Source organism: Brachybacterium alimentarium (assembly GCF_002332425.1).
Classification (GTDB): Bacteria; Actinomycetota; Actinomycetes; order Actinomycetales; family Dermabacteraceae; genus Brachybacterium; species Brachybacterium alimentarium.
Window position 1 is genome coordinate 21,086 of the sequence record NZ_NRGS01000013.1, and the last position, 16,176, is coordinate 37,261.

A 16,176-nucleotide genomic window follows, 5' to 3' on the forward strand; every position below is an offset into this window, starting at 1 on the left:
GCGGAGTGCGGGAGACGGCGGCGTCGTCGGCGCCGCCTCCCGCGGTCCTCTCAGCCGTCGGCCACGGAGGCGCCGAGCTGGTCGAGCAGCCAGGCCATCGCCTCGACCTGCACCCCGACGCCGCCGTCCTGCAGGTCCGCGAGACAGCGCAGCAGCACGGGGCGGGCCTCGGGGTCCGAGGTGACCGTCGCCCGCAGCTGGGAGATCCAGACGGCCGCCTCCCCGAACGGGACGTCGGTGCCGTCGCGAGCGGTCCAGGCGTACACCGCGGGATACTCCTCGGCCCGGATGTTCTCCGCCGGGCTGTAGTCCCGCAGGCACCGGTAGGCGGCCTCGTCGCCGGCGGGATCCCCCCATTCCATCCACTCCTCGAGGGTGAGCATCACCTCGGGGTCCAGGAGGCTCTCGAGCGGGTCCGCCTGCGGGGCCCCGGCCACGACGGCGCGGAACAGGCCCGGGGCGAGGTTCGTGCTCGCCGCCACCAGGAGGCCCCCGGCGCCGATCCCCGCGGCGCCGAGCCGCTCGGGGGAGACCAGGCCCGTGGAGACGAGATGGTTCCCGGCGGCCACGAAGTCGTCGAACGAGGTGGCCTTCGCGAGGTGGCGGCCCGCGCGATGCCAGGTGCTCCCCATCTCGCCGCCGCCGCGCACATGGGCGATCGCGACCACGAGGCCGCGGTCCGCGAGGGCGAGCGCGGCAGGGTCCACCGACGGATCCAGCGAGACGCCGAAGGCGCCTTCGCCGTAGAGGAGTCCCGGCGCCGTGCCATCGGCCAGGACGTCCCGACGCGACAGGAGGGAGATCGGGATCCGCGTCCCGTCCGGTGAGGTCGCCCAGACGCGCTGCTCGCGGTACCGCTCCGGAGCGTGCCCCGGCATCTCGTCCTGATGCAGCACTGTCGTCTCCCCGGTGACGACGTCGATCCGTGCGACCGTGAACGGGGTGATCAGGCTCTCCAGGCGATAGCGGAGGGAGGTCTGGGTCCAGGAGGGATTGACGTCGAGGCGGACAGCGTCGAGCGGGCCGCCGTGGCCGAGCCGGCGCACGGCGCGGACATCGAGGCTGCCGTCCGTCCGTCGAGGGATGACCCGCACCCCGGGAAGACCGTCGGCGCGCACCTGGAGCGCGATGAAGCCCGCGAAGGCCTCGGCCGACTCGGCGACGACGGATCCCGTGCTGTCGCCCTGCCTCGCCTCGAGGACCGTGGTGACGTCGGAGGCGTCGCCCGTCCAGTCCAACGGTGCTTCGCCGAGCAGCATCCGCGCCGTGGGGTCCTGCGGGAGCACCAGCAGGCGGTCCCCGGCGTGCTCGACCTGGCATCGCGACCGGCCGCGGCCGGTCGTCACGCGCCGCGGGGGCGCCGTGGGATCGTCCAGCGAGAGCATCCACGTGGTCGCGGTGCGTGGTGCCGTCGAACGGACCACGAGCGTCGAGGCGTCCCGTGAACGACTGATCTCGACGGAGGCCCACTGATCGGGCTCCTCGAGCAGCAGGACGTCCTCGGCACCGGCCTCGCCGATGCGATGCGCCCGCAGCTGATGGCTGCGGCCGATGTCGTCCAGACGGGTGTAGAGCAGCCACCGGGAATCCGTGGAGAGGAACGACTCCGGGCCGGCCCCGTGCACGGCGCGATCCAGGATCTCCCCACCGGGGAGGTCGAACACCGTGAGGTCACAGCCGTTCGGGGTCGCGTCGGCACGGACGAGCCGGTCCTGCCGCAGGGAGAGGGTGACGCCGACGACGCCTCGATGATTCGTGAGGACCGACTGCTCCCGCGGGGACGACGCCTCGGTGCCGACAGCAGGAGCAGTGCCGATACCGCCGTCGACGTCGAGCTCGTGCATTCGGGACAGCTCGATGGTCCCCTCGGCGGGACGTTCGATGTACCACCAGCCGTCGTGGAGGACGGGGACCGCCGCGGCTGTCCCGGAGCGCCGCGGGAGCACCTCGCGGGTGAGGACGGCGCGGAGGCGCTCGAGGCCCGCTGTGCGGCGAGCGGTGTAGGCGTTCTCCGCTTCCGCGTGGGAGATGGTGCGGGGGTCGAACGGGTCGCGCAGCCAGCGGTAACCGGTCACGACGCTCTCGCCGTGAACAGTGCGCTCCCGCGGTCGTCGTGGGGCGTGAGGGGCGTCGGGTCGGCTCGTGGAGCCGGTGGACCTCGGCTGCCCGGACGGCGAGACGTTCCCGGGTGCGGCGAGAGTTTTCAGAGTCATGGTTCGGCTTTCGTGTCGTGATGCTCCGGAGGCCGCGCCGACCGTCGGGCACGGGGTGGGGAGCATTGAGCGAGGGAGGGGCGGTGCGCGATCGGGGCGGTGCGAGCGAGTGGTGCCGTCTGCGCAGGTCGACGTCGGCGTTGACGGCGATGCGCGGACAGCGGTGCGGAGGGGGCGGGGAGGGGGACCGCGTCAACCCTCCGGCGGATCCTTGTCCAGCGGGAAGCGTCCTCTGAGCGACGTGCTGCGGGGGAAAGGCGATTCGCGGCACCGACGATCACGGTCGGTGAGGGGCAGGGCGCGCCGCTGTTCCGGAGGAGCGCTCATCGCAGGGTGAGGGGTCGACATGCTGCTCGCTGCTCCTTGCCCGGGTCTCGTCATCGGGTAGTGCCGGCCGGGCGGGGCGTCGGGCAATATGTCCGATTGCCTCCCCCGGTATTGTGATGGACGTTACCCTTGGTGTTTTACAGGTATGGGAAAAGTCGTGAACGGCGAGGTCCGGCACTCCGGGGTGCGGCGCATGGAGGGGACCTGAAGGGACTTGAGGGGATGTGAGCACGCACCGGTACCGGCTTCGCTGCCTCGTCCCTCGTGCCCGCGGTGGGTGTGAGGTGAGCGGGACGTGATCCCGGAGGGGGACGAAGGGGAGTTCGCGCGGACGCTCCGCGCGGAGATCGAGCGCAGCGGACTCTCGCTAACGCAAATCTCCCAGCGTCTGCGCGCACGCGGACGCCCGGTGAGCGTCGCCACGCTCAGCAATTGGCAGTCCGCCCGGAGCATCCCCGGCAGCGAGTCCTCCCTCGGGGTGGTCGCTGCCCTCGAGGACCTGCTGGGCTTCGCCCCCGACTCCTTCGCCGACCTCATCGGATCGCCTCGTCTGACCGGACGTGCCGTGCGGGGCACCAGGTTCGTGGGCCGCCGCGGCAGCAAGGAGGTCTTCCGCGACGCGCTCACCGCGCTGGGGTTCGGGTCCTCGGAGAGATACGCCCACGAGCGGGTCTTCCACCAGCTCGCGATCATCGACTCCTCGCAGGACATCCAGCAGTTCACCTCGCGGATCACCGTGCGCGCGCTGGAGTCCGGAGTGTGCAGGCTCCCCGCGGTGCACGTGCTCGACGAGTCCGAGCCCAATGTGGCGCCGAACTACGTCGCACTCGAGGGCTGCGCGGTGGGCCGCCAGGTGGCCTGGCCCGAGCGTCGCGCGTACGGTGTGGAGTTCCTGATCGACGGCATCCTGAACGCCGGGCAGGTCGCGAGCTTCGCTTACCGCGTGGAGATGCATGCCAAGGCCCGCGACGTGGCGGGCACCTTCTACTCCCTGGCTCGTCGCGCGCACGACGTGCTGCTGGAGGCCGAGTTCCGCGGTGCCGAGAAGCCGCTGTACTACGAGCGCTATCGGCGCACCGAGGTCGCCGAATCCGTCGTTCCGGTGCGCCTGGACCAGCGTGATCGCGTCCAGCTGGTCGAGTCACGGTTCGGGCCGGGATCCTTCGGGCTGCGCTGGGTCTGGGGCGACCCGGACGACGACGATGACCAGGGCGACCAGGACGGCTGGGACGAGATCGACTCCGCGCCCTGAGGGTCCTGAGGGGAGCGGGTCGGCAGTACGGGCACTTCGGCCCTCAGGCCCGACCGGCTTCCAGGAACGTCTGCAGCGCGAGCACGGCGGCCCCGATGGCGCACGGGTGGGGCTGGACCTGCGAGACCACCACGTGCGTGCCGGGGTCGTCGCCGAAGCACTGTCGGGCGGCGTCGAGGTAGATCGCCGGGGCGGCCTGCACGGGACTGCCCGCCAGCACCAGGGTGTCCAGCCCGACGGCGCTACTGAGGTTCGCGGCGACGCGGACCAGGGGGAGTGCGGCCACCATGACGGCCTCGGCAGCGGCCTCGTCCCCCTGCGTGGCGGTCAGGGCGGTGCGGGTGAGGTCGGCGATCCCGGTCGGGGCGACGGCGAGGTGCAGGCATCCGCGTCGGCCGCAAGGGCACTCCGGGCCGCGGGGGTCCAGGGTCATGTGGTTCAGGGGGCGGCCGCTGTCGGGCCGGAAGGGGGAGCCGTCCAGCAGCAGCGCGAGGGCGATGCTCGAGCCCAGATGCAGGGTCCCGGAGAGCCCGGATCCGGCCTGCTCCCCGCTCCAGAAGCTGCCCAGCGCCGCGCAGGCCGCCTCGGTCCCACGCACGGCGCGCACGTCGAGCGCCAGGGTCAGCTGCTGCAGCGCGTCGGCCACCTCGGCGGGCAGGTCGCTCGGCACGGCGAACCCGACCCCGGTCACGGCCCCGAGCTCATCGCCCGGAGCGATGATCGCCAGGCCCTCGCGCAGCACCTCGGCGACCTCGGAGGGGTCCGCGGGATCGGTGAGCGGGAGCACTGCTCGGGAGCGCAGCGCGCCGGTGGTGTCGACGGCGACCAGGGAGAGGCGGTCCTCGTCGAGCGTGCAGCCCAACGCTCGCCGGGCGGAGTCGTCGACCCGCAGCAGGGTGGCCCGCTTGCCGCCGGTGGAGCGGGCGTAGCCGCTCTCCCGGAGCAGCCCGGCCGACAGCAGCCGCTTCACGGAATTGGTGACGGTGGCGGCGGTGACGCCCAGCTCGCGAGCGACCTCGACGCGCGTGGTCTCGGTGCGGCGGCGCACGAATTCGAGCACCGCGGAGTCCATCGCGGAGGGCCGTCCGACGCCCGCTCTGCTCATGCCATCCCCCTCGCCTGTCCTGGATCGTGACCTATCTGGGACCTCCCCGAGGGGGTGCGGCCTCTTGACGGAGAGTCGCGCTCTTTGCACACTGAGGCTACTTCATTAAGTCAATGAAGTAAGAAGGGGCGGGCCGCTCGGTCCTTGTCCCCGACGCACGCGACGTCGCGTGGACTAGGAGAGCAAAGATGCACCTGAAGCGCCGTGACCTGTACAAGCTTGCCGCCGTCGGCACCGTTCCGGTCGCTCTGGCCGCCTGTGGCCAGAGCTCGAACCTCGAGGCCAAGGGCGGCGGCGATGGTGAGTCCCGCCCCATTCTCACCACCAACGCCACCGAGGCCACGCTCACGCGGAACCTCAACCCGCACTCGCCGTCGGTGATCCCGATGGTCCAGGGCCTCATCTACGAGACGCTCTTCTACTTCAACCCGCTCGAGGCGATCGACCAGGACCCCGCACCCCAGCTCGGCGAGAGCTACGAGTGGAACGAGGACGGCACCGTCCTCACGGTCGCCGTGCGCCAGGGCGTGACCTGGGCAGACGGTGAACCCTTCACAGCGGCCGACGTCGCCTTCACCTTCAACAAGATCCGTGACACCGAGGCGCTGAACGCCGGCGGCACCGCGCCGTCGGCCGAGGCCACCGACGAGTCGACCGTCGAGATCACGTACGAGAACGCGTCGTTCCTCGAGGGCCCGAACGCTCTGGCCCGCACCTGGATCATCCCCGAGCACCTCTTCGCGGACGTCGACGACCTCGCCACCTACGCGAACGAGGATCCGGTGGGCACCGGCCCGTTCCAGCTCGACGACTTCACCCCGGAGTCCTACCTGCTGCTGGCCAACGAGAGCTACTGGGAGGAGGGGCGGCCGGGGATCGGCGGAGTCCGCGCGATCACCACCTCCGGCAACCAGTCGGCGACGGACCAGTGGCTCGCCGGGGACATCGACTACATGTCCGCCGCGATCCCGAACCTCGCCGAGCACGTGGAGAAGAACCCCGACCTGGCGTTCACCAACACCGGCATCTCGCAGGCGGCCCTGTTCGCCTCCTCGAACCCCGACCTGGGCTGCGAGGGGCCGCAGACCGACGTCGCCGTGCGCAAGGCCCTCTACTACGGGATGGATCGCGAACAGCTCTCCAAGCTGGCCTTCTTCGACCTGGGCACCGACATCTCGCCCTCCTTCGCCCTGCCCGAGCGCGACGCGGACTTCATCGATCCGTCGATCGACGTCGCCCCATGGAACGCGCAGCCCGACAAGGCCAAGCAAGTGCTCGAGGACGCCGGCTACGAGCTGGGCGACGACGGCGTCTACGCCAAGGGTGACGAGCGCGTCTCCATGACGGTCTCCTGCCCCACGGGCTGGTCCGACTTCGTCACCGCGCTGGACACGCTCGCCCAGCAGTACAAGGAGGTCGGCATCGAGCTGATCCCGCAGCAGGTCAGCGTCAACGAGTGGAACGACGCGAAGGCCAAGGGCACGTACCAGCTGGTCATCGACTCCGTCGGTCAGGGACCTGCGCCGGACCCGTACTACCCGTACCTCAACCAGTTCTCCACCCGGAACACGGTGCCCGTCGGCGAGAACGGCAACCCGTACGAGAACATCACCCGCTTCTCGGACCCCGATGTCGACGCGGCGCTCGAGGCCGCCGCGGCGACCGACGATCCCGAGGTGAAGAAGGAGCACTACTTCGTGATCCAGCAGCGCCTGGTCGAGGTCATGCCCGCCATCCCGCTGCTCATCGGCTCGAGCCTCACGGAGTACAACACCTCCCGCGCCACCGGATGGCCCACCGAGGACGACCTGTACGCGTACCCGATGTCCTGGTCCGCGCCGGACAACGCCATGGTCCTCAAGGCCGTCACGCCCGTCGAGTGATCCCGGGGTGCCGCGCCGCTGCGTCGGCGGCGCGGCACCTCCCTGCTCCAGACGGCGACGAAAGGACGGACGACGGTGCATCTCCTGCGCAAGCTCGGGTTCTACCTGGTGGCCCTCTGGGCCGCGGTGACCCTCAACTTCTTCATCCCGCGGCTGCTCCCCGGGAGCCCGGTCGATGCGGTGCTCGCGAAGCTGGCCCTGCGCGGCCCGGTGGATCCGGGCACCCGCCGCGCCATCGAGATCATGCTCGGGGCCGACGACGACACCCCGATGATCCAGCAGTACTTCGCGTACCTCGGCGGCCTGTTCACGGGAGACCTCGGCATCTCGGTGACCTACTTCCCGACGCCGGTCACCCAGATCATCGCGCAGTCGCTGCCCTGGACCCTGGTGCTGGTGGGCCTCGCGACCACGATCACCTTCGTGATCGGCATGGTGCTGGGCACGTTCGCCGGCTGGAAGCGCGGGACCTGGTTGGACTCGCTCATCCCCGCCACCACGATCCTGCAGGCGGTGCCCTACTTCTGGCTCGCGCTGCTGTTCATCTACGTGCTCGCCGTGAACCTCGACCTGTTCCCGATCTCGGGCGGCTACAACCCGTCGATGGTGCGGCCCGCCTTCGACTATCCGTTCCTCTCCAACGCCGTCTACTACGGCTTCCTGCCCGCGCTGACGATCGTGCTGTCCTCCCTGGGCGGCTGGCTGCTGGGGATGCGCAACATGATGGTGTCCACGCTCAGCGAGGACTACATCCTCACCGCGGAGGCCAAGGGCCTCAGTCCCCGCCGGATCATGGTCATGTACGCCGCGCGCAATGCGATGCTGCCCAGCGTCTCGGGCTTCGCGATCTCGCTCGGCTTCGTGGTCTCCGGCTCGATCATCGTCGAATCCGTCTTCTCGTACCCCGGCATCGGGTTCACCATGCTGCAGGCGGTCAACAACAACGACTTCGCGCTCATGCAGGGGCTCTTCCTGATCATCACGGTCTCGGTGCTCGCCGCGAACCTCGTGGTGGACCTGCTGTACGGCGTCATCGACCCCCGCACCCGGGCGCGGGGCTGAGGAGCTCACATGGCCCAGACACAGTCACAGACACCCTCCCGCCTGCGCGCCGCGCTCGGGCGCGCACTGACCCCGTCACTCGTGATCGGCGCCGGCCTGGTGCTCGCCATCGTGCTGTTCGGGCTGATCGCCCCGTTCTTCGTGGCGGACCCGAACGCGGTCGACAACGCCGGTATGCACGGGCCGTCGGCCCAGAACCTGCTGGGCACCACCCAGACCGGTCAGGACGTGCTCGCCCAGCTCGCCTGGGCCACCCGCGGCTCCCTCCTGGTCGGCGTGATCGTCGCGTTCCTGGCCCTGTTCCTCTCGGCCTTCTTCGGGATCCTCGGCGGATACCTGGGCGGTTGGCTCGACGAGGTGTTCTCGCTGTTCACCAACGTGGTGCTGATCCTGCCGGGACTGCCGCTGATGATCGTGATCGGCTCGTACGTGCAGCAGCGCGGCCTGCTGCTGATCGCGATCATCCTCGCGATCACGTCCTGGGCGGCCTCGGCGCGCGTGCTGCGCTCGCAGACGCTCTCGATCCGCAACCGCGACTACGTGCAGGCCGCGAAGATCGCCGGCGAGAAGCCGCACCGCATCATCGCGGTGGAGATCCTGCCCAACCTGCTTCCGGTCATGTCCAGCGGCTTCGTGTTCGCCCTGATCACCGCGATCCTCGGCGAAGCGGGTCTGAGCTTCATCGGTCTCGGTGTGAACGGCACCCAGACCTGGGGCTCCATGCTCTTCTACGCGCAGAACGGCCAGGCCCTCACCCTCGGCGCCTGGTGGTGGTTCGTGCCGCCGGGCCTGATGATCGCCGTCCTCGGCGGCGGGCTGTCGCTGATCAACTTCTCCATCGACGGCATCATCAATCCCCGGCTGCGGAACGCCCCGAAGCAGCTCAAGCGGGTCAAGCAGGCCGGTAAGCAGGCCGAGCAGGAGCAGGCGGAGCGGGCCGAGGGCGACACCGGGCCGGACGAGCGCGATGAGACCTCCGGGCACGATCCGGACCAGGAAGAGGTGGCGGTATGAGCATCCACGAGCAGTCCCCGATTCGCGACGAGCCGGTGCTGACCGTCCAGGACCTGAACGTGGTCTACGAGGTCGAGCACCCGGTCCACGCGGTGAGGGATGCGTCCTTCGCGCTGCGGCGCGGGGAGATCCTGGGCCTGGCCGGTGAGTCGGGTTGCGGGAAGACGACTCTGGCCTACGGGCTGAACCAGCTGCACCGCCCGCCGGCGCGCATCACCTCCGGATCGGTCGTCTTCCATGACCGCGACGGCGGCGACATCGACGTGCTCGGTCTGGAGGGGGACGCACTGCGCGCCTTCCGCTGGTCGCAGGTCGCGATGGTCTTCCAGGGAGCGATGAACTCCCTGAACCCGGTGCTGAACATCCGCACCCAGCTCGGCGACGTGTTCACCACGCACCGTCCCGGGATGTCCGGGGCGGAGAGGCTGCGCCGTTCCAAGGAGCTGCTCGAGCTGGTGGGCGTCGAGCCCTCGCGGATCGGCGCCTATCCCCACGAGCTCTCCGGCGGCATGCGTCAGCGCGTCATGATCGCGATGGCGCTGGCACTGGATCCGCAGCTGATGATCATGGACGAGCCGACGACGGCGCTGGACGTGGTGGTCCAGCGGGAGATCCTGATGGAGATCCTGCGGCTGCGCCAGGAGCTCGGGTTCGCGGTCGTGTTCATCACGCACGACCTGCCCATGCTGCTGGAGGTCGCGGACCGCATCGCGGTGATGCGCAGCGGCGAGATCATCGAGCTGGACACCGCGGAGAACCTCTACTTCGAGCCGCGCGATCCCTATACCCGCAAGCTGCTGGGCTCCTTCCCGTCGTTGACCGGATCGACCGGTGACTTCGTGCGGGCCGGATTCGACGTCGAGGAGGCGCGATGAGCACCCTCGTCGTCAAGGAACTCACCAAGACCTATCTGCTGCGCGACGGGCTCCGGTTCAGCCGGCTCGAGGCGGTCAAGGCCGTGGACTTCGAGCTGTCCCCGGGGCGCACGGTCGCGCTCGTGGGGCAGTCCGGTTCGGGGAAGTCGACGATCGCGAAGCTGATCGCCCAGCTCGAGACGCCCACGTCGGGATCGATCACCCTGAACGGGAAGCCCGTGGGCCGACGAGGCAGGTCCTTGGCCGCCTATCGCGACGAGGTCCAGATGGTGTTCCAGGACCCGTTCGCCTCGCTCAACCCCTTCCACAGCATCGGCCACCACCTGGAGCGTCCGCTGCGGCTGCACGGCAAGGCGACCAAGGCCGATGCGCGCGAGAAGGCGCTCGCCCTGCTGGAAAGGGTGAACCTCACCCCGGCCGAGGCGTTCATCGACCGGAAACCGCACGAGCTCTCGGGCGGCCAGCGTCAGCGGGTGGCGATCGCCCGCGCGCTGGCGCCGGAGCCGAGCGTGCTCGTGGCCGACGAACCCGTGTCCATGCTCGACGTGTCGATCCGTCTGGGGGTGCTGAACCTGCTGGCGAGACTGCAGCGCGAGGAGAACCTGGCGCTGCTCTACATCACCCATGACCTGGCCACCGCACGCCACTTCTCCGACGAGATCCTCGTGATGTACCGCGGCGACGTGGTGGAGCGCGGGCCGTCCGACGACGTGATCCTGTCGCCGCAGGCGGAGTTCACCAAGCAGCTGCTGGTGGCCGCCCCCGAACCCGCCGCGAACCCGCGCTTCCTCGCGGAGGCGCAACGGCGCGGAGTGCCCATGCCCGACCATCTCGCCGCTCTGGAGGAGCCCCAGTGACCAGCTCGACCAGTTCGACCAGCTCTCCCGATCCGGCCCGGCCCCTCAGGACGACACGCTCGGCCGGCTCACCGGCATCGATCATCCGGCGTGACCTGCACGAGAGCTGGTCGGTGAGCGTGACCGACGGGCCCGCGCCCTTCGTGATCCAGGACGTTCCGGCCACGGTGCCCGGCACCTTCCTCACCGACCTGCTGGCGGCCGAGTTGATCCCCGACCCGTATCTGGACCGCCATGAGCACGAGCTGGCCTGGTCCGGAGAGGTCGACCTCTCCTACACGAGCACCTTCGACTGGTCCCCGAGCGGCGCGGACCGCGTGGACCTGGTGGCCGCCGAGCTCGATACCGCAGCGACCGTGCTGCTGAACGGGCAGCATGTGGCGACCGTGCAGAACCAGCACCGCTCCTGGCGGTTCGACGTCACCGCGCTGCTGCGGGAGGGGGAGAACGTGCTCGAGATCCGGTTCGCCTCTCCGTTGCGCACGGCCCGGGAGAACACCGAGGTGCTCGGCGATCTGCCGGTGGTGGGCAACGACCTGCCCTACAACGCGATCCGCAAGATGGCCTGCAACTTCGGCTGGGATTGGGGACCGGTCCTGGTCACCAGCGGGATCTCCGGGCCGATCGGCCTCGAGGAATGGTCCGCAGCGCGGCTCGCGGAGGCCCGGCCGCAGATCACCGTCGAGGGGTCCACCGGCCGGGTGTCGGTGCAGACTCTGCTGGAGACTGCCGAGCGGTCGGCCGCACCTGCCGACGGTTCGTCGGCCGGCCTCGCAGCAGGCCCGTCGGCCGACCCCATGGAGGCCACCGAGGACACCGAGCCCACTGAGCACACCGAGCGCACAGGACACACCGACGACACCGGCGACACCGAGTACACCGTGCGTCTGCTGGTGAACGCGCCGGACGGCAGCATCGTCGCGGACGCCTCGGCACGGGCGACGGACTCGTCGGCGCAGCTCGAGGCCGCGGTGGCCGACGCGCAGCTGTGGTGGCCGCGCGGCTACGGCGAGCAGCCCCTGTACGACGTGCGGGTGGAGCTGCGGGATGCGGAGGGTGCGCTGCTGGATTCCCAGGAGCACCGGGTCGGGTTCCGCACCGCGGGAGCGGTCGAGGAGCCGGACGAGATCGGCACCTCCTTCACGGTCGTCGTGAATGGCGCCCCGATCCTCGCCAAGGGCGCCAACTGGATCCCCGATGACTGCTTCCCCTCCCGCCTGACCGGGGAGGACTATCGCGCCGCCGTGGCCGATGCCGTCGATGCCGGGATGAACATCCTGCGCATCTGGGGCGGCGGACTGTACGCCTCCGAGGAGCTCTATGCGCTGTGCGACGAGCTCGGGATCATGGTGTGGCAGGACTTCGCGATGGCCTGCGCCGCCTACTCGGAGCTCGAGCCCCTGCGGTCCGAGGTGATCGCCGAAGCCCGGGAGCACATCGTGCGCCTGGCCTGGCATCCCGCACTCGTGCACTGGAACGGCAGCAACGAGAACGTCGAGGGCTACTACCATTGGGGGTGGAAGGACATGTTGCCCGAGGGGCAGGGCTGGGGCAACGCCTACTACACGGAGATCTTCCCGGCACTGCTGGCGGAGCTCGACCCGTCGCGCAGCTTCACCCCCTCCAGCCCGTACTCGCGGCCGATGGTCGATCAGCCTCGCCATCCCGATCACGGGACCGTGCACAACTGGGTGGCCTGGGCCTCGGAGGACGACAACGACTACACGCGCTACCGCGACACCATCCCGCGTTTCTCCGCAGAGTTCGGCTATCAGGGCCCGGCGAACTGGGCCACCATCGCCCGTGCCCTCACTGAGCGCCCCCTGGAGGCCGATTCCGAGGCGATGCTGTCCCATCAGAAGGCGGTGGGAGGGCAGGACAAGCTGCGTCGCGGCATGGCTCCGCACCTGCCCGAGGTGGACGGCTTCGAGGCCTTCCACTTCGCGACGCAGCTGAACCAGGCGCGCGCCCTGATCTGCGGGATCGGGCACTACCTGTCGTACTGGCCCCGTTGCGGCGGGACGATCGTGTGGCAGCTGAACGACTGCTGGCCCGTGACCTCGTGGGCCGCGGTCGATGGCGACCGGCGGCGCAAGCTGCTCTGGTATGCGCTGCGCGACCTGTACGCGCCGCTGCTGATCACCGTGCAGCCGCGAGCGGCCGGCCCGGTGGTCAGCGTGGTCAACGACCGCCCCGACCCGCTCGTCGGCGACGTGCGGCTGCGGCGACAGACGCTGGCCGGGCAGGTGCTCGCCGAAGCACTGCTCGAGCTGGACGCTCCGGCGCGCAGTGCGGTGACGCTCCCCGTCCCGCCCGAGCTGCTGGCCCCGCAGGACGCTCGCGACCAGGTGCTCGTGGTGGAGGCCGCGGGGTCCCGCTGCGTGCACTTCTTCGCGGAGGACCGTGACTCCGCGCTGGTGGCCGGCGCCTATGAGGCATCGGCGCGAGCCGTCGAGGGCGGCGTGGAGATCAGCGTGCGTGCGTCCGGGACCGTGCGCGACCTGTGCGTCCTCGCCGACAAGGTGGATCCCGACGCCGTGGCCGAGACCCAGCTGCACACGCTGCTGCCGGGGGAGGAGGTCTCGATCCGGGTGCGGACGACGAGCAGTGAGCCGCCGGAGGCCTATCTCGCGAGCACCGTGCTGATGAGTGCGAACGACCTGGTGACCTGATGGCTGCCGGCACCATCGGCATGCCCGTTCCGCGCTCGATGTGGTCGGCGAGCTCCGAGCAGTTCCACACCCTCGTGCTGCGCGGGGTCGAGGAGACCGCGGTCGCCGAGGGGTACTCGGTGCTCAGCGCGGTGGTCGACACCTTGGAGGCGGAGATCGCGCTGATCCGTCGCTGGGCACATCAGCGCCTCGTGGACGTCGTCATCCTCAAGGACCTCCGCCGCGACGACCCTCGCCCGCGGCTGCTGCGCGAGCTGCGGATGCCCTTCGTCCTCGTCGGGGACGTGCGTCAGACGGGGGCCGAGGCGGCGGTGCTCACCGACAACAGCCGCTCCATGCACGTGCTGCTGGAGGAGCTGCTCGCCCTGGGCCATCACCGGATCCGCACGTGGGCGGGCCGGGAGAGCTGCTCCATTCGCAGTGGCGCCTCGGGGCATATGTCGACTTCATGGCCGACCATGCGCTGGCACCGTCGTACCTCGAGGGGGACTACGGGACGGCCAGCGGGGAGCGGTGCGTGCGTGCCCTGCTCGCCCTCGAGGAGGTGCCCACCGTGATCGTCTTCGACAACGACGCGATGGCCATCGGCGGCGCCGACGCGCTGCACCGGCTCGGGGTCGACGTGCCGGGGGACATCTCGGTGGTGTCCTGGGACGACTCGCTGTCGTGCCAGACCTACGACCCGCCCCTCGCCGTGCTCGGTCATCGGGCGCCCCAGCTGGGGACCGAACTGGGGACCGCCGCGATCGCCCTGCTCGCAGGGGACTCGGAGGCGATGCGCCGGGTCGCGGAGATCCCGAGGATCGTGCCCCGCGGCTCCCTGGCCGCGACAGGCTGAGCTCGGCGGGGCGCACCGCAGGATCCCTCGTCAGGAGGGGGCGCACGGCGTATCCTCGGGGTAGCAGCCGTCTCGGACGAGGAGGTGTGGACCGTGGACCTCACGCGGAGCATCGTGGTCGGGTATGACGACACCTCGGCCTCTGCCGCGGCCGTCCGCTGGGCCGCCGCGCTCGCCCGCAGCACGGGAGTGGGGCTGCGCATCGTCCACGCCTGGTCCTGGCCCCTCCTCGGGAGCGGACTCGCGGGCGTGCCCGTGATGGACTCCGCCGGGCCCCGCAACCAGGCGATGCAGCTGCTCGACGCCGCCGCCGAGGCCATCGCGGCCCGCGAGCCCGACGTGCAGGTCCACACGGATCTGCTTCCGGGCACCGCGCGCGACGTCCTCGATCAGATCTCGCAGACGACGGAGATGCTGGTCGTCGGCACACGCGGGCTCGGCCCCGTGCTGAGCACGCTGCTCGGCTCCGTCAGCCGGGGGATCCTCCATGACGCAGGCTGCCCTGTCGCGGTGATCCGCTCCGAGCAGCACACGGCGGGCCCTGTTCTGGTCGCCGCCGACGGGTCGCCCTCCGCTGCCGAGGCGGTCGAGGTCGCTGCGGACCTGGCCAGCAGCTGGGCCGTGCCCCTGCGGATCGTGCACGTGCGCCCCGATGGGCCTGGACGGTCCGGCGGCGGCACCGGGGCGATCGACGCACGGACCCGGTCGCTGCTGGACGGCGCGTCCGCGCAGGCGCTGGCCGCTCATGACGGCCTGACGGTGGAGACCCGGGTGCTCGAGGGACGCTCCGCGGCGGATGGTCTGCTGACGGCCGCCGCCGGAGCTCGCATCCTCGTCATGGGGCATCGGGGGCACAGCCACGGGCCGCTCGGATCCACCGTGCATGCCACCGTTCTGCACGCCACGGGCAACGTCGTGGTCGTGCGCCGGCACCTCGCCGAGTGACCTGACTCGCGTCTGCACCGCCATGGTTTGAACGGTGGGCCCCAGGACCGCTAGTCTGTACGGCGGTAGCGTGTCCGAGCGGCCGAAGGTGCATCACTCGAAATGATGTGTGGTTCATAGCCACCGCGGGTTCAAATCCCGCCGCTACCGCTCTTGGCCCGGGGAAACCCCGGGCACCACGAAGGCCCCGTCGGAATCCGACGGGGCCTTCGTCATGCCACGAGGGACCGGCAGGGCAGGGCAGGGCAGGGCAGGGCGACTATGGGCGACAGCCCGGTGACCGGCTGATGAGCCGCGGTGCGCACGGGGCGCGGGTATCGCCTCCAGAGGGGGCCGCCTTCAGAGGGGTGCTGGCAGCTCGTGGCCAGGGAGCAGCGGGCTGCCAGCGCACAGACGCGCCCGACGCCATCGAGGGCCGCTCCCGTTCCTGACTGCGCGTTCCCGCGGGCGCTCGCGCCGATGCCTCGATCAACGCTGGACGATCGTCGCTAGACGCCTCTGGGATCGAGAGTTCCTCGACGCCTCTCCGAAACGCGTCAACGCCTTCGGGTCGCTGGCCTCGCCCGGGGACAGGTCCGGGCCTCGGGACTCTCCCGGTCATGACGCGTGAGTCCCGGAGGTGCCCCGTCGGGCCGACAGGGGAGCCCCGGCACGGGATCCCCGCCGACGCTCCCGACGCCTCCCCTCGCGGGGCAGCTCAGAGGAGGAGCTCGAGGGGTCCGGACGGCCGACGCCCCGCCGAGTCTCGACACCGCCGACCAGGAGCTCGCCGAGCGTCCTGGCCACGGGCGGCGCAACGCGGCCAGAAGGTCCGCCTGACTAGCAGATACGCGCCCGATCCACCCCATCGAGGAAGTGTTGCCACGGTCACCCTCCGGAGAGGCCGTTCTGGCTTGACGACCCCTCCGGATCTGCGTAATGTTCTTCCTTGTGCCCAGCAAGACGGGAAAACGGAAAGGCCGGAAGGCCAGCCCGCGGAACCGGAACTGCAAAGCACATGCGGGACTCTTCAAAATCGAATACGACGCGGGTCACACCGAGTCGAGTTGACAAGAAGAAGTCGATCCCCTTAAGCTTTAGGGGTTGCCTCGGAGTAAAGAGCCTGGTGGCTTGGAGTTCTGAGTGCGCGTGTT

At 70.3% G+C, this 16,176-nt stretch carries 12 protein-coding genes and 1 tRNA gene; 11 read left to right on the forward strand and 2 right to left on the reverse strand.

Going from position 1 to position 16,176, the window contains the following annotated elements; all coding sequences use genetic code 11:
* Positions 1-50: 50 nt before the first annotated feature.
* A complete protein-coding gene (locus CIK71_RS09090) occupies positions 51-2,213 on the reverse strand; it encodes a prolyl oligopeptidase family serine peptidase (RefSeq protein WP_114328149.1) in 2,163 nt (720 codons plus the stop codon).
* A gap of 622 nt (positions 2,214-2,835) precedes the next feature.
* Here CIK71_RS09090 and CIK71_RS09095 point away from each other — a divergent pair.
* On the forward strand, positions 2,836-3,792 hold the full coding sequence (locus tag CIK71_RS09095) for a helix-turn-helix domain-containing protein (RefSeq protein ID WP_245857433.1): 957 nt from the start codon (positions 2,836-2,838) through the stop codon (positions 3,790-3,792).
* Positions 3,793-3,835: 43 nt separating this feature from the next.
* On the opposite strand, the gene CIK71_RS09100 is transcribed toward CIK71_RS09095, so the two are convergent.
* The gene (locus tag CIK71_RS09100; RefSeq protein ID WP_096165055.1) at positions 3,836-4,897 is read right to left on the reverse strand and encodes an ROK family transcriptional regulator; all 1,062 of its coding nucleotides are present in this window, start codon (positions 4,895-4,897) and stop codon (positions 3,836-3,838) included.
* A 188-nt stretch (positions 4,898-5,085) separates the two neighbouring features.
* Between CIK71_RS09100 and CIK71_RS09105 the strand changes: the two genes are divergently transcribed.
* The 10 genes from CIK71_RS09105 to CIK71_RS09150 all read left to right on the forward strand — a co-directional run bounded on the left by CIK71_RS09105 (position 5,086) and on the right by CIK71_RS09150 (position 15,193).
* Positions 5,086-6,780, forward strand: a complete 1,695-nt coding sequence (locus tag CIK71_RS09105; RefSeq protein WP_096165056.1) for an ABC transporter substrate-binding protein — start codon at positions 5,086-5,088, stop codon at positions 6,778-6,780.
* Between the two features lie 75 nt (positions 6,781-6,855).
* Positions 6,856-7,842, forward strand: coding sequence for an ABC transporter permease (locus tag CIK71_RS09110; RefSeq protein ID WP_096165059.1), 987 nt, complete (start codon positions 6,856-6,858; stop codon positions 7,840-7,842).
* Between the two features lie 9 nt (positions 7,843-7,851).
* On the forward strand, positions 7,852-8,856 hold the full coding sequence (locus tag CIK71_RS09115) for an ABC transporter permease (RefSeq protein WP_096165061.1): 1,005 nt from the start codon (positions 7,852-7,854) through the stop codon (positions 8,854-8,856).
* Positions 8,853-9,731, forward strand: coding sequence for an ABC transporter ATP-binding protein (locus CIK71_RS09120; RefSeq protein WP_096165064.1), 879 nt, complete (start codon positions 8,853-8,855; stop codon positions 9,729-9,731). Before CIK71_RS09115 ends, CIK71_RS09120 begins: the two co-directional genes overlap by 4 nt.
* On the forward strand, positions 9,728-10,588 hold the full coding sequence (locus CIK71_RS09125) for an ABC transporter ATP-binding protein (RefSeq protein WP_096165066.1): 861 nt from the start codon (positions 9,728-9,730) through the stop codon (positions 10,586-10,588). The genes CIK71_RS09120 and CIK71_RS09125 overlap by 4 nt, the downstream gene beginning before the upstream one ends.
* Entirely contained in the window at positions 10,585-13,260 is a 2,676-nt protein-coding gene (locus tag CIK71_RS09135) for a glycoside hydrolase family 2 protein (RefSeq protein WP_176485597.1), read from the forward strand. Before CIK71_RS09125 ends, CIK71_RS09135 begins: the two co-directional genes overlap by 4 nt.
* Positions 13,260-13,817, forward strand: coding sequence for a type 1 periplasmic-binding domain-containing protein (locus tag CIK71_RS18020; RefSeq protein WP_245857434.1), 558 nt, complete (start codon positions 13,260-13,262; stop codon positions 13,815-13,817). The genes CIK71_RS09135 and CIK71_RS18020 overlap by 1 nt, the downstream gene beginning before the upstream one ends.
* Positions 13,709-14,098, forward strand: coding sequence for a substrate-binding domain-containing protein (locus tag CIK71_RS17710; protein ID WP_245857436.1), 390 nt, complete (start codon positions 13,709-13,711; stop codon positions 14,096-14,098). Before CIK71_RS18020 ends, CIK71_RS17710 begins: the two co-directional genes overlap by 109 nt.
* A gap of 93 nt (positions 14,099-14,191) precedes the next feature.
* The gene (locus CIK71_RS09145) at positions 14,192-15,043 is read left to right on the forward strand and encodes a universal stress protein (protein WP_096165079.1); all 852 of its coding nucleotides are present in this window, start codon (positions 14,192-14,194) and stop codon (positions 15,041-15,043) included.
* 64 nt (positions 15,044-15,107) lie between these two features.
* A tRNA-Ser gene (locus tag CIK71_RS09150) sits at positions 15,108-15,193 on the forward strand.
* The last annotated feature ends 983 nt before the right edge of the window (positions 15,194-16,176 follow it).